At 73.0% G+C, this 20234-nt stretch carries 20 protein-coding genes; 10 read left to right on the top strand and 10 right to left on the bottom strand.

Annotated features, from left to right (window positions below):
• Positions 1-8: 8 nt before the first annotated feature.
• The 4 genes from AB2U05_RS22755 to AB2U05_RS22740 all read right to left on the bottom strand — a co-directional run bounded on the left by AB2U05_RS22755 (position 9) and on the right by AB2U05_RS22740 (position 3358).
• Positions 9-1553, bottom strand: coding sequence for a serine/threonine-protein kinase (locus AB2U05_RS22755; protein WP_369184085.1), 1545 nt, complete (start codon positions 1551-1553; stop codon positions 9-11).
• A 99-nt stretch (positions 1554-1652) separates the two neighbouring features.
• Positions 1653-2132, bottom strand: coding sequence for a ricin-type beta-trefoil lectin domain protein (locus tag AB2U05_RS22750; protein ID WP_369184084.1), 480 nt, complete (start codon positions 2130-2132; stop codon positions 1653-1655).
• 184 nt (positions 2133-2316) lie between these two features.
• Positions 2317-2529, bottom strand: a complete 213-nt coding sequence (locus tag AB2U05_RS22745) for a DUF397 domain-containing protein (RefSeq protein WP_369184083.1) — start codon at positions 2527-2529, stop codon at positions 2317-2319.
• Positions 2492-3358: a helix-turn-helix domain-containing protein gene (locus AB2U05_RS22740; RefSeq protein ID WP_369184082.1), complete on the bottom strand. Its 867-nt coding sequence runs from the start codon at positions 3356-3358 to the stop codon at positions 2492-2494. The genes AB2U05_RS22745 and AB2U05_RS22740 overlap by 38 nt, the downstream gene beginning before the upstream one ends.
• A gap of 116 nt (positions 3359-3474) precedes the next feature.
• Here AB2U05_RS22740 and AB2U05_RS22735 point away from each other — a divergent pair, with 116 nt between their 5' ends.
• Positions 3475-3843, top strand: a complete 369-nt coding sequence (locus tag AB2U05_RS22735) for a hypothetical protein (RefSeq protein WP_369184081.1) — start codon at positions 3475-3477, stop codon at positions 3841-3843.
• Positions 3840-4025, top strand: coding sequence for a hypothetical protein (locus AB2U05_RS22730; RefSeq protein ID WP_369184080.1), 186 nt, complete (start codon positions 3840-3842; stop codon positions 4023-4025). Before AB2U05_RS22735 ends, AB2U05_RS22730 begins: the two co-directional genes overlap by 4 nt.
• 174 nt (positions 4026-4199) lie before the next feature.
• Here the strand turns inward: AB2U05_RS22730 and helR are convergent, their stop codons facing one another.
• Positions 4200-6383 (bottom strand): RNA polymerase recycling motor ATPase HelR, encoded by a 2184-nt coding sequence (gene helR, locus AB2U05_RS22725; protein WP_369184079.1) that lies wholly within the window; start codon positions 6381-6383, stop codon positions 4200-4202.
• A gap of 123 nt (positions 6384-6506) precedes the next feature.
• Here helR and AB2U05_RS22720 point away from each other — a divergent pair, with 123 nt between their 5' ends.
• Both AB2U05_RS22720 and AB2U05_RS22715 read left to right on the top strand, forming a co-directional pair.
• Positions 6507-7577, top strand: coding sequence for a protein-L-isoaspartate O-methyltransferase (locus AB2U05_RS22720; RefSeq protein WP_369184078.1), 1071 nt, complete (start codon positions 6507-6509; stop codon positions 7575-7577).
• 13 nt (positions 7578-7590) lie between these two features.
• Entirely contained in the window at positions 7591-7920 is a 330-nt protein-coding gene (locus AB2U05_RS22715; protein WP_045693657.1) for a hypothetical protein, read from the top strand.
• A gap of 128 nt (positions 7921-8048) precedes the next feature.
• Here the strand turns inward: AB2U05_RS22715 and AB2U05_RS22710 are convergent, their stop codons facing one another.
• The 4 genes from AB2U05_RS22710 to AB2U05_RS22695 all read right to left on the bottom strand — a co-directional run bounded on the left by AB2U05_RS22710 (position 8049) and on the right by AB2U05_RS22695 (position 12614).
• The gene (locus AB2U05_RS22710; RefSeq protein WP_369185982.1) at positions 8049-9476 is read right to left on the bottom strand and encodes a transglycosylase family protein; all 1428 of its coding nucleotides are present in this window, start codon (positions 9474-9476) and stop codon (positions 8049-8051) included.
• 158 nt (positions 9477-9634) lie between these two features.
• Entirely contained in the window at positions 9635-11746 is a 2112-nt protein-coding gene (locus AB2U05_RS22705; RefSeq protein ID WP_369184077.1) for a hypothetical protein, read from the bottom strand.
• Between the two features lie 182 nt (positions 11747-11928).
• Positions 11929-12111, bottom strand: a complete 183-nt coding sequence (locus AB2U05_RS22700; protein WP_045693655.1) for a hypothetical protein — start codon at positions 12109-12111, stop codon at positions 11929-11931.
• A gap of 146 nt (positions 12112-12257) precedes the next feature.
• Positions 12258-12614 carry a hypothetical protein gene (locus AB2U05_RS22695; RefSeq protein WP_052707213.1) on the bottom strand — a complete coding sequence of 119 codons (357 nt, stop codon included), beginning with the start codon at positions 12612-12614 and terminating at the stop codon, positions 12258-12260.
• Positions 12615-12775: 161 nt separating this feature from the next.
• Here AB2U05_RS22695 and AB2U05_RS22690 point away from each other — a divergent pair, with 161 nt between their 5' ends.
• The 3 genes from AB2U05_RS22690 (at position 12776) to AB2U05_RS22680 (ending at position 15808) form a co-directional block, all read left to right on the top strand.
• Positions 12776-13777 carry a LuxR C-terminal-related transcriptional regulator gene (locus AB2U05_RS22690; protein WP_369184076.1) on the top strand — a complete coding sequence of 334 codons (1002 nt, stop codon included), beginning with the start codon at positions 12776-12778 and terminating at the stop codon, positions 13775-13777.
• 139 nt (positions 13778-13916) lie between these two features.
• Complete coding sequence (locus tag AB2U05_RS22685) at positions 13917-14495, top strand: NADAR family protein (RefSeq protein WP_078859710.1); 579 nt, start codon at positions 13917-13919, stop codon at positions 14493-14495.
• Positions 14496-14662: 167 nt separating this feature from the next.
• Positions 14663-15808, top strand: coding sequence for a hypothetical protein (locus AB2U05_RS22680; protein WP_369184075.1), 1146 nt, complete (start codon positions 14663-14665; stop codon positions 15806-15808).
• Positions 15809-15917: 109 nt separating this feature from the next.
• On the opposite strand, the gene AB2U05_RS22675 is transcribed toward AB2U05_RS22680, so the two are convergent.
• Complete coding sequence (locus tag AB2U05_RS22675; RefSeq protein WP_045693652.1) at positions 15918-17300, bottom strand: glycine--tRNA ligase; 1383 nt, start codon at positions 17298-17300, stop codon at positions 15918-15920.
• Between the two features lie 191 nt (positions 17301-17491).
• Between AB2U05_RS22675 and AB2U05_RS22670 the strand changes: the two genes are divergently transcribed.
• Genes AB2U05_RS22670 through AB2U05_RS22660 form a run of 3 tightly spaced genes read left to right on the top strand, consistent with a single transcriptional unit; the run spans position 17492 to position 20210 of the window.
• The gene (locus AB2U05_RS22670) at positions 17492-18499 is read left to right on the top strand and encodes a metal ABC transporter substrate-binding protein (RefSeq protein WP_369184074.1); all 1008 of its coding nucleotides are present in this window, start codon (positions 17492-17494) and stop codon (positions 18497-18499) included.
• An 11-nt stretch (positions 18500-18510) separates the two neighbouring features.
• A complete protein-coding gene (locus AB2U05_RS22665) occupies positions 18511-19281 on the top strand; it encodes a metal ABC transporter ATP-binding protein (RefSeq protein WP_045693651.1) in 771 nt (256 codons plus the stop codon).
• Positions 19278-20210 (top strand): metal ABC transporter permease, encoded by a 933-nt coding sequence (locus tag AB2U05_RS22660; protein ID WP_369184073.1) that lies wholly within the window; start codon positions 19278-19280, stop codon positions 20208-20210. The genes AB2U05_RS22665 and AB2U05_RS22660 overlap by 4 nt, the downstream gene beginning before the upstream one ends.
• Positions 20211-20234: the final 24 nt, after the last annotated feature.

The raw sequence follows: 20234 nt of genomic DNA, 5'->3' as shown, positions 1-20234 counted from the left end.
ATCGGAACTCAGCCCGCCATCCGGAACGTGGTCCGGGCGGCGACCTCGCCGCCCGAGACACCGGAGAGCGCGGCCGACACCAGGTACGTGCCGGTCGGCGCGGCGGGCTGCTCCGGTGGCGCGCACTGCGGCCTGCTCCGGCTGCGGTCCCAGGTGAAGGTCTCGGCCTGCGAGGAACCGGCCGGGACCTCCACCCAAACGCTGCCCGAATCGCTGGGGCAGTCGGCCGAGGACCAGATCCGCTCACCGGTCGTGCTCGTCACGGTGAGCGCGGAAGCCGTGCGGCCCAGGTCCACGCGGCAGTTGTCGCCGCCCGCGTTCCGGACGGTCAGGACGAGGCGCGGCTTCTCCCCTGCCGGGAAGGAGTTCACCGCGGGGGCCAGCTCCAGCGTGACGGCCGGGGACGGGCACACCGACAGGGCCATGGTCCGGGGCGAGTTGATCGCAGGTGCGGTACCGGAGGCGGACGGCCCAGGTACCAAACCGGCGGCGGCGGTCGTGGTCGGAACGGCCGCGCCCGGTGCGGTCGTCCGGACGGAAGGGCTGCTACCGCTGCCGCCACCCGTCGCGGCGCCCCGGCCGGCGTCCGGGCTCAGGAGCCACCCGGCGGTGACGGCCAGGGCCACGACGGCCGCCGCGACGCCCGTCACCACGGCCGGTCGCCGACTCCGGCGCGCAGCGGGAACCTCCGCCGCCCGCAGTGCGGGCGCCTCCGCCCGTTCGGCGGCCGCGAGCACCCGGTCCAGCTCCTCGGCGTCCGGCCGGGCGGCGGGGTCGCGGGCGAGCAAGCGTGCCAGCACCGGGCCGAACGCGCCGGAGCGGGTCGACGGCGGCAGCGGCTCGTCCAGGACGGCCGCGAGCGTGGCCAGCGCGGTGGACCGGCGCAGCGGGTGGCGGCCCTCGACCGCGACGTAGAGCAGCATGCCGAGCGACCAGAGGTCGGAGGCCGGGTTGCCCTCCTCGCCCCGGATGCGCTCGGGCGCGATGTACTCGGGCGAGCCGATCAGCGCGCCGGTGGTGGTGAGGGTGGTGGCGTCCTGCACCGCGGCGATGCCGAAGTCGGTGAGGACGGGGGTGCCGTCCGCGCGCAGCAGCACGTTGGCGGGTTTGACGTCGCGGTGCTGGATGCCCGCCGCGTGGGCGGCGCTCAGCGCGGCGAGGACGCCCCGTCCGATCCGCGCGGCCTCGGGGACGGTGAGCGGGCCGCGGGCGAGCCGGTCGGCGAGGCTGCCGCCGGTGACGAGCTCCATGACGAGCCAGGGGTGGGGGTGTTCGGGGGTGTCGACGATGTGGTGGATCACGGCGACGTTCGGGTGCTGGAGGCGGGCCAGCGCCCGGGCCTCGCGCAGCACGCGCTCGCGCAACTCGTGGGCGGCGGCGGGGTCGTCGGCCGTCCGCGCCGGGTCCGGCGGGCGGACCTCCTTGAGGGCGACCTCGCGGTGCAGCATGGTGTCGCGGGCGCGCCAGACCAGGCCCATGCCTCCGCCGCCGAGGCGTTCGAGCAGTTCGAAGCGGTCGTCGATGATCCGCCTCTGCGGGCCCCCGGAGTCCATGGCCGACATCCTGGCAGCCAGGGGCGGGCGAGGCGAAGGATGTGGGGCGAAAAGGGGCCGCGCCCGGGACTGTTGCGTCCCGGGCGCGGCGGCGGAGGATCAGGCGTTCGCCAGGGTGATCTCGTCGTTGAAGATCACCCAGTGCTGCCCGGGGTCGGAGGTGTCGCACGGCTTGGTGCCGACGTTCGGAGTACCCCAGGCGTTGGCGAGACAGTAGGCCGGGGCGAAGGTGAGGGAGATCTGCTGGCCGGTGACGGTCCAATACTGGCCCATGTCACCGGGATCGCACGGCTTGGTGCCGACGTTCGCGGTGTTCCAGGCGTTCGCGAAGCAGTAGGCCGGCGCGTTGGAGAGGGCGATCCGCTCGCCCGAGAGGCTCCAGTGCTGGCCGGCGTCACCGGCGTTGCACGGCTTCACCGAGACGTTCGCGCTGCCCCAGGCGTTGGCGAGGCAGTAGAGGTTGGGGGTGCGCTGGGCCCGGTGGGCGGTGTCGGCGGCGCCGGCTCCGGCGGTGGGGAGGAATGAGGCCGTGAGCGCCAGGGCGGCGACGGCGAGCGTCTTGCGGAGTGCGATTGCCATGCGACGGTCTTCCGTTCTCGCTGTGATGAGGTGCGTGACTCAGGCCCGAGTGCACAGCAATTGGTAGCACCCATCGTTGACGAACTATCGGAGCTGAGCTGCGGGTTCACCTGAACGGTCTGCCATGGGCAAGCAAGACGGCCCGGTCGTCGGACGACGACCGGGCCGCAGGATGCGAACGGGCTCAGATGGCGGTGGTGCCGAACTCGCCCGAGCGGACGGCGGTCACGAAGGACTGCCAGGCCGCCGGGGTGAAGGCGAGGGCCGGGCCGCTCGGGTCCTTCGAGTCGCGGACGCGGCCGGGGTTGGCGTCGTCGACCTCCACACAGGAGGCGCCACTGCCACCACTGAAGCTGCTCTTACGCCATCGGGCGAGCGGCTGGGCTTGATTGGGCATGCTCGTGTTCCTCCGCCGCCGACAGGATCAGAGCCAGGGACGCCTCCGGCGACAATGCGACGGCCCGCACAAGATCGTAGGCCCGGCGACATCTGGCCACCAACTGAGAATCGTCCAGAAGTTGGCCAGCGTGAGGTCCTTCGGTATAGACCAGCGGAGGTGCTTCAGCGAAAGTCATCAGACACATCAGACCTTCGAGCAAGGCATGCGCCCCGGCTTCGTACGTGATCACCTGAATGACCGCACGTCGCCGCTTGATCACATCCGCGATGTGACGCAGCTGAGCCGCCGAAGTGCCGCGGGTGCCGACAACACGCCGAAGGACGGCTTCGTCCAGGATGAACCACAGTTCAGGCCCCGCAGGATCGGCGACAATCCGAGCGCGCTCCATCCGCGCCGCGACCAGTTCCGTCAGCTGCTCGTCCGTACGCGTCGGCTCAGCACCGATGAAGATCGCCCGCGCGTACTCGGGAGTCTGCAGCACGCCAGGCACGATGAGCGCCGCGAACTCGCTGATGCTCAACGCCTGACTCTCGTGCTCTTTGGCGTGCTTGAAGTAATCAGGAAATCGCGAGAAGTCCAGCAGCGAGTGCAATCGCTCAAGCACACCCCCCGTCTTGAGCACCTCATCGATCCGCCTCGACAGGTCGAGCTGCGGCACCCGGGCCATCGTCTCCAACTGCCCGATGTAGCCAGCAGAAACGAACACCAGCGCCGCCAGCTTCTCCTGCGACATCCTCGGGACCATCGCCTCCCGAAGCCTCTTCAACTCCGAGGCGTAGAACTCGCGAGGGGTCATACCGCCGAGAGAGACTTCGGGCGCGGGCATGGGCCGCTCCTAACTTGCGACTTGCTGTGACCATACGCCTTCACAGAGTAGCGCCCGATCCCCCACCCTGAATGGGCAATCATCAAATCCCCCAGGAGCCCCGCGCCATGTCTTCCATGCTCAGAAAGATCACCGCCGAGGACCGCCGGGAGGCCGCCGACGCGCTCGACGACCTCAAGTCGACCCTCTCCTACGCCGGCACCCAGCTCCCCTCCCCCGGGATCGACTGGACGTGCGCCTCGGCCACCGGCGTCATCCTGATCGACCTCGGCGCCGCTCCGACCTCCGTCGTCCTCCAGATCATCGACGTCCTGCGCGCCGGCGTCCGGGCCCGTCGCGAACAGGCCGCCCAGCACCCGTGGTTCCCCGAGCTGGGCTCGACCCTCACGCTCACCCGCCCCGGCGGCATCCCGCTCCCCGCCAAGGTGGTGGGCGCCAACAACAAGGTGATCACCGTCCGCCTCGACAGCTGGGTGCTCGTGTGACCCCCACGCCCACCGCCCCCTCCCCCGGCGAACTCGCCTACGACGCCCGCGCCAAGCGCCTCGGCGTCGTCATGGACACCATCGCCGGCCTGGTCTACCTCCGCCCGCCGCACGGCGGTACCGAGTGGACCACCCGCCCCCAGGACATCAGCCCGCCGCCCCCGGCCCCCTCCCCCGCATGACCTCACCGACCCGACCCCGGGCCGCCCTGGTCGCCACCGCAGCGTTCTCCGTCGCGACCGGGGCGGGCGCCGGGTTCCTCGCCTCCTACCCCGTCCGCGCCGCCGACCCCGGCGTCGCGAACCTCCTCTTCCTCCTGGTCCTCTGCGCCGTCACGCTGCTCCTCAACTCCTCCCTCAGCAGCGCGATCCAGCGCCGCCGGGCTCCAGCACCACCAGCCGCTGCGTCGCCCGCGTCATCGCCACGTACCGGTCGACCGCGCCCTCGATCCCGTCCCCGAACGCCGCCGGATCGACGACCACCACCAGGTCGAACTCCAGCCCCTTCGCCAGCGTCGGCGTCAACGACCGCACCCGGGCCAGCTCCTGGAACTCCGGAGCGCCGATGACGCACGCCGTCCCCTCCTCGTGCTCCGCGAGCCACCCCGCCAGCACGGCCTCCAGCTCGCCGACCTCCCCGCGCCGCACCGGAATTCCGCTCCGCCGGATCGACGTCGGCACGTTGGCGTCCGGCAGCGCGACCCGCACCGCCTGCTCCGCCTCCGCCATGACCTCCTCCGGCGTGCGGTAGTTGACGGTGAGCGACGCGAGCTGCACCCGGTCGACGCCGGCCCGCGCCAGCCGCTCCTCCCACGACTCGGTGAAGCCGTGCCGGGCCTGCGCCCGGTCCCCGACGATGGTGAAGCTGCGGGACGGGCAGCGCTGCAGCAGCATCTGCCACTCCGCGTCCGTCAGCTCCTGCGCCTCGTCGACGACGATGTGCGCGAACGGCCCCTCCAGCGAGGCGAGCGGGTCCTCCGGCAGGGCGCCGTCGTCGACCAGGGTGTCCCGCAGGTCCTGCCCGCGCAGCATGGTGACCGCGCCCTCGCCGTCCTCGTCGGCCGCGAGGATGTCGCCGATGACGTCGGCCATCCGCTCGCGCTCCGCCTCCGCCGCCGCCTCCCGCCGCCGCTTGCGGGCGGCCGCGTCGGGGTCGCCGAGGCGGTGCCGGGCGGCGTCGAGCAGCGGCAGGTCGGAGACGGTCCAGGCGTGCGGGGCGTCCTTGCGCTGCAGCAGCCGCACCTCGTCCGGGCCGAGCCAGGGCGCGCACATCCGCAGGTAGGCGGGCACCGACCAGAGGTCGCCGACCAGCTCGGTGGGCTCCAGCATCGGCCAGGCGCGGTTGAGGGTGGTGACCAACTCCCGGTTCTGGCGCAGGGATCGGCGGAAGAGCTGGTCGGAGACCGGCTCGTCCTCGTCCTCCACCAGCTTCTCCCGGAGGATGCCGGTCAGCTCGTCCCAGATCTGCTCGCGGGCCTCGTTGTGCGGGGTGCCCGGCTCGGGGGCGGCGAAGGCGTCCGCCCAGTCCGCGGGGGTGAGCGGCAGGTCGGCCCAGTAGGTCTCGACGGTCATGCCCTCGGTCGGCGGCTCCTCGTACAGGCGGACGGCCCGCTCGATCGCCTCCGTCGCCATGCCCGTCGAGGACTTCAGCCGGGCCACCTCCTCGTCCGCCTCCGGCGCCGCGCCCGCTCCCTCGGGGAGGAGGTCACGGACCGTGCACGTCCTTACACCCTCCTCGCCAAGACTCGGCAGCACGTCGGCGACGTACGCCAGGTACGGCTGGTGCGGGCCGACGAACAGCACGCCGCCGCGCCGGTGGCCCAGGCGCGGGTCGGCGTACAGCAGGTACGCGGCGCGGTGCAGGGCGACGACGGTCTTGCCGGTGCCGGGGCCGCCGTCCACCACCAGGGCGCCCTTCGACCCGGCCCGGATGATGGCGTCCTGGTCGGCCTGGATGGTGGCCAGCACGTCCCGCATCCGGGGCGAGCGGCTGCCGCCCAGGCTGGCGATGAACGCGGACTGGTCGTCCAGCGCGGCGTGGCCCGCCAGGCCGTCCGCGGTGAACACCTCGTCCCAGTAGTCGCTGATCCGGCCCGCCGTCCAGCGGTAGCGGCGGCGGCTGGCCAGGCCCATCGGGTGGCCGTGCGTGGCGGCGAAGAACGGCTCGGCGGCCGGGGAGCGCCAGTCCACCAGCAGGCGGCGGCCCTCACTGTCGGTGAGGCCGAGGCGGCCGACGTACACGGGGTCGCCGTCGCCGTCAGTGACGACGCGCCCCAGACAGACGTCCAGCCCGAAGCGGCGCAGGGTGCGCAGGCGGGCGGACAGGCGGTGCACCTCCACGTCCCGGTCCATCGCCGCCCGGCCGAGGCCGCCGGGGGCGCGACGCAGGGTGTCCAGCTGGTCGGACACCTCGGCGACCGCCTGCGCCAGCGCCTCCGCGACGGCGGCGAAGTGCCGCTCGTCGGCGGCGGTCAGTGCCGGGTCGGCCTTCGCGGCGAGGCGGGCGGGGAGGGCGAACACGCTGGTCGAGAGGGGGGTCATGGCATCATCTCCGATCTCAGGCCAGCGATTGTGCGCCCCCGAGGGGGCCTTGCCGCAAGGCCCCCCTTGCGCTATACGTTAGATATGGCGGGAGATGCGTTTTCCCGCAGTCTTGAGGGGGCCATGCAGGACCGACCCGGCGCATCGCCCTCCTCCCTCTCCCCCCGGCTCCGCGCCGCCGTCGCCGCCGTGCCGCGCCCGCTGTTCCTGCGGCCGGGGGTGTTCCGGCCCGCCCGAGGCGGGTGGCGGACCGTGACCGACACCGCCGGACTCGCCGAACTCGCGGACAACGAATGGCCGTTGGTGCTCCAGGTGGAATGGAACCGGGCGCGGTACCTCGCCGACCAGGCCACCTGGCGGCCCGTCCGCGGCCTGCCCGTCCGCCACCTCCCCGGGGCGACGGCGGTCGCGCGGCTGATCGAGGCGGCGGACGTCGCCCCGGGCTCGCGCGTCCTGGACATCGGCGCCGGGACGGGCTACTCCACCGCGCTGCTCTGCCAGTTGGGCGCCGAGGTCACGGCCGTCGAGGCCGACGCCGCGCTCGCCGGGCACGCCCGCGTCTCCCTCGCGGAGGCCGGGTACGCGGCGGACTTCACCACCTCGCCGTCCGGCCCGTACGAGCGGGTCATCGCGACCGAGCCGGTCACCCGCCTCCCGCACGGCTGGGTGCGGTGGACCGCGCCCGGCGGGACGATCACCGCCACGCTCGGCACCGCGCTCGTCCGGCTCACCGCCCGCCCGGACGGCACGGCGGACGGCCGCGTCCTCGGCCCCTCACCGATGCCGCCGCGCGTCACCGAGCCGTACCCCTGGTCCGGCATCGGCACCACCCCGGGGCGCGACACGCGCACCCCGCCCTCGCTGCTGACCTCCGGGACGCCGGCCCTGCTCGCCCAACTCGCCTTCCCCGGCTGCGAGCTGCACACCACGCTGGACGACTGCGCCACCGTCCACCTGCTCCACGACCCCGCCCGCCGCTCCCTCGCCGAGGTCGTCGACGACACCTACGGCTGGACGGTCCGCGAGTACGGCCCGGTCAAGCTCTGGGAGCAGGTCGAACGCCTCGTCGCCGCCTGGCGCGAGGCCGGCAGCCCCGACCTCACCGCCGTCCGCCTCCACCTCACCGAGCACACCCACACCTACCGCCTCGGCGACCACCCGGACCTGCGCTGGGAACACCCGGCGGGCCCCTGAAAAACTGCTCCCCATGCAGACGTTCGCGCAGAACCCCGGCAGCACCCCCGGCCTCGTCACCCTCCTCGACGACGAGGGCACCACCTGGACCCTGCACCGCAAACACCTCGACCTGCGCACCGTCCGCCGGCTCGTCCGCACGCTCGAAACCGCCCTCGTCTGGGGCCGCATGGGCGGCCTCGCCCCGGAAGCCACCACCGACGACCGGCGCCCCGAGCTGTGGGAGCTGATCAAGCGCGGCTACGGCGGCCCCGGCGGCGACCCGGACCACGGCCGCTACACCGCCCACGAATTCCGCTCCGACTCCGGCCGCCGCATGGTGTACGTCGAGGACCATTGCTGAACGCCCCTCAGGGCGCCAAAACCTGCTCGCCCTCACCGACCGGCTCCTCGAAGTTCGCCAGGTACCGGCCGGAACGCCGCGTGCCCGGCACGGAAGGTCCGTGCCGGGCACGCCGCACGGGCGGGCGGTCAGCCGGTGGCGGTGGGGAGCTTGGCGGTCAGCGCGGCGGGGACCTTCACCACGTCGGCGAAGCTGTAGCGGCCGGAGTCGAAGTCGGCGGCCACCAGGGCCTGCTTGCCGCCGCCGACGACCCGCCACACGGTGGGGGTGTCGGGCGAGAGCAGCAGGGTGCCGTCGGCGGGGACGGCCTTGGCGGCGGCGCCGCCGAGCCAGCTGCCGGGCACGCCCATCAGGGACTGGGTGTCGTAGCCGAGGCCGGTGAAGTCGGCGCCGGTCAGCGGGACGGCCATGCCGCCGGCCATCACGTAGACCGTGGGATCGGCACCGGAGCTGTCCTTGACGACGGTGCCGTTGCGCAGCGGCTTGGCGGCGGCCCCCTGCAGCCAGGCCTCGGGGACGCCCATCAGGGTCTGCTTGTCGTAGCCGTTCGCGGTCCACTCGGCGCCGGAGATGTGCAGGGCGGTGCCGTTGACCATGAGGTAGATCGAGGGGTCGGTGCCGCCCTGGCCGGTGACCACGGTCCCGGTGGGCGGGGTGGCGTTCGCGGCGGTGGCCAGCCAGCCGCCCGGCACGCCCAGGTCGGCGCGGGTGTTGTAGCCGTCCGCGGTCCACTCGGCGCCGGAGATCGGCAGGGCCGCTCCGCCCACCACGACGTACCGGGCCGCGCCGCCGGCCTGGTCGTGGACGACGAGCCCGGCCGGGAGGGTGGCTCCGGCGGCGCCCTTCAGCCAGGCGCTGGGCACCCCGAGGTCGGCCCGGGTGTTGTAGCCGGCGGCCGTCCAGTCCGCGGCGGAGATCCGCAGCGCGACGCCGGCCACCACCACGTAGCGGGCGGCGCCACCGGCCTGGTCGTGCACCACCGTGCCCGGCGGCGGGGTGGTGGGCAGGGCGTTGAAGCGGGCCTCGTCGACGGTGACGACCTTGCCGAGGTCGTAGCCGTCGGGCGCGACGTCGGAGCCGGCCACCGGCACGCCCGCGCCGTTGATCAGGACCCTGACGTCCGGGCCGGCCGGGGACTTGACCAGGGTGCCGGTGGGCAGCGAGGCCGGGTCCGGGTAGGAGGTGGTGGCCGGGTACGGGTCGGCGTGGTCGTTGATCAGCGGGCCGCGGCACCTGACGCTCCAGGCGGTGGGGCCCTGCCCGGCCAGGACCTTCTCGCCGATCAGGATCTGCTGCTGCTTGGTGGCCTGGTTGGCGTAGGGCGCGTACTGGGCGCCGCCGTAGGCGAGCCAGGTGCTCTGGGAGAACTGCAGGCCGCCGTAGTAGCCGTTGTGGGTGTTGATGCTCCAGTCACCGCTGCTCTCGCACTGGGCGACCTGGTCCCAACTGGCCACCGAGGCCGCGGAGGCCTGGCCGGCGCCGAGGACGAGCGGGGCGGCGAGGCCGAGCAGGACGGCGGTGGCGGCGAGTGCGGGCTTCTTGCGGGCGGCGGGCATGGCGGTGGAACCCCCTGGGGCGTGGCGCGGGTCGGTGGTCGAGGAGGGCCGGGCGGCCCGGCCGGAGCGGCTCGGCCGGGCCGCCCGGACGGCGGCGGAGTGGATCGGGCGGCCACGGCGGCTCGCGCCGCGACGGTGCATCAGACCGTGTCGGCGGCTCAGGCCGTGACGGTCGGGAGCTTCGCGGTCAGCGCGGTGGGGACCTTCACCACGTCGGCGGCGTTGTAGCTGCCGGCCGCGGCGGCCTTCTTGCTCCCGCCGACGACCTGCCACACGGTGGCGCTGTCGGAGGACTGGATCAGGGTGCCGTCCGCCGGGGCGGCCTTGGCGGCGGCGGCCTGCTCCCAGGTGCCCGGGACGGCGCGCAGCGGCAGCTTGTCGTAGCCGTAGCCGGTGTAGTCGGCGCCGCTGAGGAGGACGGCCATGCCGCCGGCCATCACGTAGACGCCCGGGTCGGTGCCGTTGACGTTCTTGACCAGGGTGCCGTTGGCGAGCGGGCGGGCGGCCTGGGCGGCCTCCCACTCCTCCGGGGCGCCCACGACGGGCTGGTTGGCGTAGGAGGTGGTGAACTCGGCGCCGGTCAGGGGCAGGGCGGAGTTGTTGACCATGACGTACACGCTGGGGTCGGTGCCGGCCTGGCCCTTGATCAGGGTGCCGTCGGCGACGCCCTTCTTGGTGAGGGTGCCGAGCCAGCTGCCGGGGGCCGCGGCGAGCGGCTTGCCGTTGTAGCCGTCGGCGGTCCACTCGGCGCCGGAGATGTGGGCGGCGGCGCCGCCGACCACCACGTAGCGGCTCGGGTCGGTGCCCGCGGAGTCCGCCAGGACGGTGCCGTCGGCGGGGCTCTTGGCGGCGGCGGCACCCAGCCAGGCGCCGGGCACGCCCAGGGTGGGCTGCTTGTCGTAGCCGTTGGCGGTCCACTCGGTGCCGGAGATCGGCGCGGCGGCGCCACCGACCATGGCGTACCGGGCGGAGCCGCCGGCCTCGTCCTTGACGACGGTGCCGTCTGCGGGGGCCTTGGCGGCGGCGGCGTTCAGCCACTGGCCGGGCACGCCCATCAGGGGCCGGAGGTTGTAGCCGTCCGCGGTCCACTCGTCGCCGGAGATGTGCAGGGCGGCGCCGTTGACCATCACGTAGCGGTTCGGGTCGCTGCCGGACTGGTCCATCACCACGGTGCCGGAGGCCAGCGAGCCCGCGGCCGCGCTCTTCAGCCAGTCCCCGGGCACGCCCATCAGGGTCTGCTTGTCGTAGCCGTCCGCGGTCCACTCGGCGCCCGAGATGTGCAGGGCGGTGCCGTTGACGATGACGTAGCGGCTCGGGTCGCTGCCGGACTGGTCCATCACCACGAGCCCGGTGGACAGGGTGTTGCCGACGGCACCCTGCAGCCAGGAGGTGGGGACGCCCAGGTCGGCGCGGGTGTTGTAGCCGTCCGCGGTCCAGTCGTTGCCGGAGATCGGCAGGGCCGCGCCGCCCACCACGACGTACCGGGCCGCGCCGCCGCCCTGGTCGTGCACGACGGTGCCCGACGGCGGGACGGTGGGCAGGGCGTTGAACGCGCCGTCGTCCACGGTCACGATCTTGCTGAGGTCGTAGCCGTCGGCGCCGACGTCGGAGCCGGCCACCGGCACGCCCGCGCCGTTGATGATGACCTTGACGGACGGGCCGTTCGGCGACTTGACCAGGGTGCCGGCGGGCAGCGAGGACGGCGAGACGTTGACGTCCTCGACGACGTTCTTGTAACGGCGGGCGTGGTACTCGCTGTTGGGGTGCGAGTCGAGGGTGCCGTTGATGGAGACGCCGGTGCGGTGCTTCACCGGGGTGGAGCCGAAGGAGTAGTAGGAGAAGGTGGTGTGGGCGTCGTCGTCCCACTTCTCGAAGAGGATGACGTGGTTGTAGTAGCTGTCGAGGATGTCGCCCGCGCGCAGGTCGCTGCGCGGGATCTCGTAGCTCTCGCTGTCCCAGAGCGACTGGGTGTTGGCGCTGTAGCCCAGGTGCCAGGCCATCGACACGTAGCCGGAGCAGTCGGTGCGGTAGCTGCGGCCGCTGGAGTCGCGGAACGTGCCGCCCTGGTTGTACGTCAGGCCCGGGTTCTGGCTGAACCAGTACTGGGCGCGGGAGAGGATCTCGGACCGGCTGATCTGACCGCCCACGGTGGACGTGGTGGCCGCGCTGGCGACGGTGGGGGTGAGGGCGGTCACGGCTATCGCGCCGGAGGCGGCGATGGAGGCGGCGAGGGCGACGCGGGTCAGCTTGGACAGCTTGGACGAAGACATGGCGGAGTGAGTCCTGACGGCGTGAAGGGTTCGGGGGTGGTGCTCGCGCGGACACCGGTGGTCGGCGCGGAAGTCTGTGCGGCGCGCGCCCGGCGGGGACGGCTGCCCTGCAGGAGCAGCGGTCGGGTGGCCTGGGCGGCGCGGGGTGGAGCGGAGCGGGCGGGCCTGCGGGGCCCGGGCCGTCAGTCCCAGATGGTGTTCGCCGGGGCGGCGGCGGAGGGGGCGTCCCAGATGGTGTTCGCCGGGGCGGCGGCGGTGGGGGCGTCCCAGATGGTGTTGGCGGACGCCTGGCCCGCGAGCGGGAGCAGGGCGGTGAGGGCGAGGGCGGTGACCGCGGCGGCCTTGGCGAGGGAGGTGCGCAGCATGGTGGTGGAGCCTTTCGGGAGCTGGAACGAAGGGGTGGTGCGGCCGGTCTCGCGTCCCGCGGTTGACGCTTCACCGTGTCGTCCGGGCTGTGCTCCCGGCTGACGAGTACTACTTTCGCCGCAGCTCAGGGCCGGTGGAAGGGCTTTCAGATGGACGGAAACGGCAGTGACCGATTCCGTCCAGCCGGACCGGTTCCGGACAGCAGGCGCTCGTAGAACGGCGCCACCAGCGGGGCCCCGACGCGCAGGACCGTCCACCCCCCGAAGGCCGGGAGGGTCGGCAGCGCACGGCGGCAGAAGCCCGCGACGGCGGATTCGGCCTCGGCGAGCCGCTCGGCGATCACGTAGACCCCGAGCACGGCGCCGGGGCCGGTGCCCTCGTGCACGACGACGTGCTCGATGCGCTCGGCGGGCAGGGCGGCGGCCAGCAGGGCCCGGGCGGGGTCCGCCCCGAGGGCTGCGCCGGGTGCGGGGGCCCGGAGTTCGGCGTGGATCAGGTACATGGGACGGACTCTGCCGAACCGGTGGCATCGCAGCATAGGGGGGCAACGCGGACGGTTCCGGCACTGTCCGGAACCGTCCACCGACCGCTCTGGCCTGGTCGAACACCGTGTGGAATGATCGCGTGCGCAGTGGTTCACGCTTGACGCACGGGGGAACGGGCATGCTTGCGGCGCTCGGATTGGACGCTGTCTCGGAGGCGGTCTACCGCGCCATGCTGGCGAGTCCGGGTGACGGGGTGCGAGCCCTGGCCCAACGGCTCGGACACTCCGAGGACGAGATCCGCCGCAGCCTCGACCTGCTGAGCGAACTCGCCCTGCTGCGCGTCTCCTACGAGCGCGAGGGCCAGCTGCGGGCCGTGCCGCCCGAGGTGGGCATGGAGCTGCTGATGGCCCGGCAGCAGGCCGAACTCGCCGCGCAGCAGCTGCGGATCGAGGCCTCCCGCGCGGCGGCGGCCCAACTGATCGCGGAGTACGCGGACCTGAAGCCGGCCGCCGCGCAGGCCGGGGTGGAGCAGCTGGTCGGGCTCGATCGGATCCGGGACCGGATCGCCTCCCTGGCCCGCGAGTTGACGACCGAGATCATGACCTTCGCGCCCGGCGGCGGACACAGTCCGGCCAGCATCGAGGCCTCCCGCCCGCACGACCACGCACTGCTGGCCCGGGGCGTGCGGATGCGGACGGTGTACCAGGACAGCGTGCGCAACAGCCTGCCGACGGTGGCGTACGTGGAGTGGCTGGCGGAGCTGGGCGGGCAGGTGCGCACGGCGCCCGAGCTGCCCACCCGGATGATCATCTTCGACCGGAAGGCCGCGCTGATCCCGGTCAGCGGGGAGGACACCCGCGCCGGGGCCGTGGTGCTGACCGGGCACGGCACCCTGGTGGCGCTGTGCGCCCTGTTCGAGCACGTGTGGACGCAGGCGCGGCCGCTGGGCGGGGCGACGGCCGCGGCGAAGGAGGAGGGCACCCTCAGCCCGCAGGAGACCACCGTGGTGCGGCTGCTGGCGCAGGGGCTGACGGACGACGCGATCGCCAAGCGGCTGGGGGTGTCGCCGCGCACGGCACGGCGGGTGGCGACGGAGCTGATGGACCGGCTCGGGGCTCGCAGCCGCTTCGAGTTCGGGGTCCGGGCGGTGCAGAACGGCTGGCTGCCGGCCCAGGCCTAGGGCTAGGGCTAGGCCTGGGGTCGACGCGGGGATCTCCGTCCCGTTCCGGACGACTTGACGCAGCTCGGACGGCCCCGGCGGCCCGCCCCCGCCCGAAAACCGGTTGGCCTGGAACCGGGCTTTGTGTCAGAGTGACGATATGAGCAAGACGCACCCCTCCTCCCCCGCCGATGCCCGCAGCCGTGCCGAGCTGTCCGCCCTGATGGCGGCCGGTGAGCGGCCCAAGTGGGTGATGTTCTGGGGGCACACCGAGCGCAAGGGCGGCGGCACCCGGCAGGAGTGCCTGAGCCAGTGGTGGCCCGGCGACTTCACCGTCGACGGCACGACGTACGCCTCGGCCGAGCACTGGATGATGGCCGGGAAGGCCCGGATGTTCGACGACCACGACACCGCCGAGCGCATCCTCGCCGCCCGTACGCCCGCCGAGGCGAAGAAGCTCGGCCGGCTGGTCCGGGGCTTCGACGACGCGGTCTGGGAGGCGGGGCGGTTCGAGCTCGTCGTCGAGGGCAACGTCGCGAAGTTCGGGCAGGACGAAGAGCTGCTCACCTACCTCCTCGGCACCGGCTCCCGCGTGCTGGTCGAGGCCAGCCCGCTGGACCGGATCTGGGGCATCGGGCTCGCCGCCGACGACATCCGGGCCCAGCAGCCGGACGAGTGGCGCGGGCTGAACCTCCTCGGCTTCGCGCTGATGGAGGCGCGGGCGCGGCTGGCCGGCTGACACGGGCCGCCCCGGAGCGCGACCGGCGCACGTCGCGCAACGCCCGCCCCCTGCGCGCTCCTTGACACCAGACGGACACAGCAAGTCGTGCGTTCTTAACTCCCCAGCCACATGACGACGCCAGGATGTCCCGCAGTCAGGGTCGAGATGGACAGGGTGGGGCGATCATGCGCATGCAGCCGACGGCACAACCCGCAGGCCAACCGCTTGACGGTGAACAGCAGGCGGTCGAACTCCGGGCGGAGCTGGACGAGTTGCTGAACGCCAGCCGCTACGCGGGGCAGCGCGAGCGGCGGCTGAACGAGGCGATACGGGCGTCCCCGGGCCGGCAGCGCCCGGACGGGGACCTGCTGCGCCAGCTCGCCCAGGCCCGCACCCTGCGCGAGGGGCTGGGTGCGCGCTGCCTGCAACTGAGCAACGAGCTGCAGGAGTTGGAAATCCGTCTCAGACACCCGCAACTCGACGAACCCCAACTCCAGGAACCCCGACTCCAGGAACCCCGACTCCAGCAACCCCAACCCCGGGCACAACGGCCCCAGGCACAAGAACCCACCCCGCCCCCGCCGCCCGTCCGCCCGGACCTCGGCGCCCTCACCGCGCGGATCACCACCCTGCACCGCGCCGGCGCCCACCCCGAGACCGCCGACCTGCTCACCGAGGCCGCCGCCCGGCTGGACGCCACCGACGCCGCCCTGCTGGTGGGCATGCTCTCCCAGCGCGGCCCGACCGGCGCCTCGCTCCAACTCGCCCGCAACTGCGCCCGGTCGGCGCCCGAGCGCGCGGTGGCGGTGCTCTCCGAGCTGCGCGAGCTGGGCCTGGCGGAGGAGGCCGCGGAGCTGTTCCACGCCTTCTGGTCCTATCCGGCGGCCGCCCTCCCCGCCCTGCTGGCCGCGCTGGAGCGGGCGGGGCAGCACGCGGACGGCGCGACCCTGCTGTGGGAGTGGGGTTCGGCGCCGACGCCCGAGCTGACGGCGCTCGCCGCCGGCCTCCAGCAGCAGGGCCGCCGGGCCGACCTGCGCACCCTGCTGCGCCAGGCGGCCGGCCGCCCGACCGCCGATCTGGCGGCCCTGGCGGCCGAGCTGCCTCCGGAGCTGGCCGGCGTCCTGCTCGGCGAGCTGACCGTCCTGCGCCCGCCCGTCGAACTGGCCCGGCTGGCAGCGGCGTTGAAGGACCAGCCGGCGCTGTACGGGCAGCTGCTGACGGCCCTGCTCGCGGACGAGGCCCGGCACCGCACCACCTTCGCCGCCCTGCGCACCGCGGGCCTGCCGACCACACCGCCCGCCGCCCCCCGCTCCCGCTGGGGCCGGCGGTAGGACCAACGGCAGGGAGCCCCCGCCCGCCCCGGCCGAAACCGGAACGAACGAGGGCTCCCGCACGAGCAGACGCGACCTCAGCGGCCGCGCGACCTCAGCAGCCGCGGCCTCAGCAGCCGATGAGCCGCGCGCCCAGGTACGCCTTGACCTGGTCGAGCGACACGCGCTCCTGCGACATGGTGTCGCGGTCGCGCACGGTCACCGCGTTGTCCTCCAGGGTGTCGAAGTCGACCGTCACGCAGAACGGCGTGCCGATCTCGTCCTGGCGGCGGTAGCGCTTGCCGATCGCGCCGGCGTCGTCGAACTCGACGTTCCACGCGGTGCGCAGGTCGGCGGCGAGGCCGCGGGCCTTCGGCGAGAGGTCGGCGTTGCGCGACAGCGGCAGGACGGCGACCTTGACCGGGGCCAGGCGCGGGTCGAGCCGCATGCCGACGCGCTTCTCCATGACGCCCTTGGCGTTCGGCGCCTCGTCCTCGAAGTAGGCGTCGAGCAGGAAGGCCAGCATGGCGCGGTTGAGGCCGGCCGCCGGCTCGATGACGTACGGGAAGTACCGCTCGTTCGACTCCTGGTCGAAGTACTTCAGGTCCTGGCCGGAGGCCTCGCTGTGCACCCGCAGGTCGTAGTCGGTGCGGTTGGCGACGCCCTCCAGCTCGGAGAACTCGCTGCCACCGAAGTTGAAGCGGTACTCGATGTCCACCGTGCGCTTGGCGTAGTGGGACAGCTTCTCCTTCGGGTGCTCGAAGAAGCGCATGTTCTCGGTGCGCAGGCCGAGGTCGACGTACCAGTCCCAGCGCTGCTGGAGCCAGTACTCGTGCCACTGGTCGTCCTCGCCGGGCTTGACGAAGAACTCCATCTCCATCTGCTCGAACTCACGGGTCCGGAAGATGAAGTTGCCGGGGGTGATCTCGTTGCGGAAGCTCTTGCCGGTCTGGGCGATGCCGAACGGCGGCTTCTTGCGCGAAGTGGTCTGGACGGCCCGGAAGTTGGTGAAGATGCCCTGGGCGGTCTCGGGGCGCAGGAAGGCCAGGCCGGACGCCTCCTCGGTGACACCGAGGTGGGTCTTCAGCATGCCCGAGAAGTCCTTGGGCTCGGTGAACTGGCCCTTGGTGCCGCAGTCGGGGCAGTTGACGTCCTTGAGGCCGTTCGGCGGCGGGAAGCCGTGCTTGGCCTCGTACTTCTCCTCCAGGTGGTCGGCCCGGTGACGCTTGTGGCAGGACATGCACTCGGTCAGCGGGTCGTTGAAGGTGGCGACGTGGCCCGAGGCCTCCCAGACCTCGCGGGCCAGGATGACCGACGAGTCGAGTCCGACGACGTCCTCGCGGGCCTGGACCATCGCGCGCCACCACTGGCGCTTGATGTTCTCCTTGAGCTCGACGCCCAGCGGCCCGTAGTCCCAGGCGGCACGCGTGCCGCCGTAGATCTCGCTGCAGGGGTAGACGAAGCCACGGCGCTTGCTCAGGCTGACGATCGTGTCGATCTTGTCGGCGGCCACAGTGCTCTCTTCAGTACGTACGGCACGGTCAGGGCACGGCTGGTTGCTCGTACCCGAATACCTCAGGTTACCGGCCACATGGGTACGGGGTTCAAATCGGTATTGTCCGGCCCCACCCATCCACCGACACCTGCCGTTCACCCGATCGAGTGATTTGACAATCATTTCCAGTTAAGATGAGAATGATTGTCATGATGATCGGACTTCCCCGTCGCCGGACCTCCACCTCCATAGCCCTGGCCGCCTCCGCCCTCGCCGCCTCCCTCGCCCTCACCGCGTGCGGCAGCGGCAGCGCCCACGGCGGCGGAAAGCTCAAGGTCGTCGCCTCCTTCTACCCGATGGAGTTCCTCGCCCAGCAGATCGGCAAGGACCACGTCGAGGTCACCGACCTCACCGCGCCCGGCGTCGAGCCGCACGACCTGGAGCTCACCGCCAAGCAGGTCGCCGCCGTCCAGAAGGCCGACGCGATCGTCTACCTCAAGGGCCTGCAGCCCACCGTCGACCAGGCCGTCGACCAGTCGTCCAGCACGCACAAGGTCGACGCCACCGCCGCCAGCCCGCTGGTCGACCACCACCTCGACGAGGGCGCCGAGGGCGACGGCCACAAGCACGAAGGCCCGGCCGGCGACCCGCACATCTGGCTCGACCCGACCCGCTACTCCGCGATCGCCAAGAGCGTCGGCGACGAGTTCGCCAAGGCCGACCCGGCGCACGCCGACGAGTACCGGAAGAACACCGACGAGCTGGTCACCAAGCTCGCCGCCCTGGACAAGGAGTTCCAGGACGGCCTGAAGGGCGCCAGGACCAAGACCTTCGTCACCAGCCACGCCGCCTTCGGCTACCTCGCCGACCACTACGGCCTCACCCAGGTCGCCATCAACGGCGTCGACCCGGAGTCCGAGCCCACCCCGGCCCGCCTCGCCGAGGTGCAGAAGGCCGCCAAGGACAACGGCGTCACCACGATCTTCTTCGAGACCCTGGTCAGCCCCAAGCTCGCCGACACCGTCGCCAAGGACCTCGGCCTGAAGACCGCCGTCCTGGACCCGCTGGAGGGCGTCAAGGACCCGACCAAGGACGACTACCTCTCCGTCATGAAGCAGAACCTGGCCAACCTGCAGGCCGCCCTGGGCGCCCCGGCGAACACCCCGGCCACCACCCCGAGCGCCACCACCCCGAGCACCGCCACCCCCGCGAGCTGACGGGACGCACCATGACCGACCCGATACCCCTGGCCCCCGCCGTCCGCCTCCGCGACGCCGTCGCCTCCCGCGGCGGCCGCCCGGTGCTGCGCGGCATCGACCTCACCGTCCGCCCCGGCGAGGTGGTCGCCCTGCTCGGCGCCAACGGCTCCGGCAAGTCCACCACCGTCAAGGCCGTGATCGGCTCGGTGCCGCTGGAGCACGGCACCCTGGACCTGTTCGGCACCCCGTACCGCTCGTTCCGCGCCTGGCACCGCATCGGGTACGTCCCGCAGCGCACCACCGCCGCCTCCGGCGTCCCGGCGACCGTGCGCGAGGTGGTCTCCACCGGACGGCTGGCGCAGCACCGGCTGCTGCCGTTCCGCCGCAAGGACCGCGCCGCCGTGGACGCCGCGCTGGACGCGGTCGGCATGCTCGACCGGGCCGGGGACGGCGTCGCCGACCTCTCCGGCGGCCAGCAGCAGCGGGTACTGATCGCCCGCGCCCTGGTCGGCTCCCCCGAACTACTGATCATGGACGAGCCGATGGCCGGCGTGGACGCCGCCAGCCAGCAGGTGCTCGCCGACACCCTGCGCGCCGAGGTCGACCGCGGCGCCGCCGTCCTCCTCGTGCTGCACGAACTCGGGCCGCTGGAGCCGCTGATCGACCGCGCCGTCGTCCTGCGGGACGGCTGCGTCGCGCACGACGGCCCGCCCGTGCCGAACACCGGCCTGCACGCGCTGCCCGGCCACGACCACGTCCACCCGCACGCCGACCTGACCCCGCCGAGGCTGCTCGCATGACCGAGATGCTCTCCTACGACTTCATGCAGCGCGCCCTGCTCGCCGCCGTCCTGGTGGGGATCACCGCCCCGGCGGTCGGCATCTACCTGGTGCAGCGCCGCCAGGCCCTGATGGGCGACGGCATGGGCCACGTCGCGATGACCGGCGTCGGCCTCGGCTTCATCTTCCAGACCAGCCCGGTCTGGATGGCCGTCCTGGTCTGCGTGCTCGGCGCCGTCACCATGGAACTGGTCCGCTCGCGCGGCAACCAGCGCGGCGACATCGCGCTCGCGATGCTCTTCTACGGCGGCATGGCCTGCGGCAAGCTGCTGGTCTCGCTGTCCGCCCAGGCCGGCGCCGGCTCGCTGGAGAGCTACCTGTGGGGCTCGATCCTCACCGTCGCCCCCGGCGACCTGGCCGTGATCGCGGCGCTCGGCGCCGTGGTCGTCGCCGTGACGGTCGGCCTGCGCCGCCAGCTGTTCGCGATCTGCCAGGACGAGGACTTCGCCCGGGTCACCGGCGTCCCGGTGCGGGTGCTCAACCTGCTGCTCGCGGTGATGGCCGCGGTCACCGTCACCGTCGCCATGCGGGTGGTCGGACTGCTGCTGGTCAGCGCGCTGATGGTGGTCCCGGTGGTGGCCGCCCAGCAGCTGACCCGGTCCTTCGCCGCCACCCAGGCCGCCTCGATCGGGCTCGGCGTGGTGGTCTCGCTGGCCGGCGTCACCGGCTCCTACCACCTCAACGTGCCCTCCGGGCCCGCCATCGTGCTGCTCGCCATCGCCGTCTTCGCGGTGTTCAGCGTGATCGCCGCGCCGCTCGCCCGGCGCCGCCACCGGGCCGGGGCCGGGACCGGGGCCGAGCCCGGGCCGAGGGTCTGCGACGTCGAAATCCCGTCACCGACTTCCCCCGGCACGACCACGCCGGAGCGGGGGGCGGGGCTGGCACAATGAGGTGCGTGACGCCAACGACCCCAG

Source organism: Streptomyces sp. Y1 (assembly GCF_041053115.1).
Lineage (GTDB): Bacteria > Actinomycetota > Actinomycetes > Streptomycetales > Streptomycetaceae > Kitasatospora > Kitasatospora rubellomurina.
The sequence above is the reverse complement of the archived record's forward strand: the minus strand, read 5'-3'. Positions and strand labels throughout refer to the sequence as shown.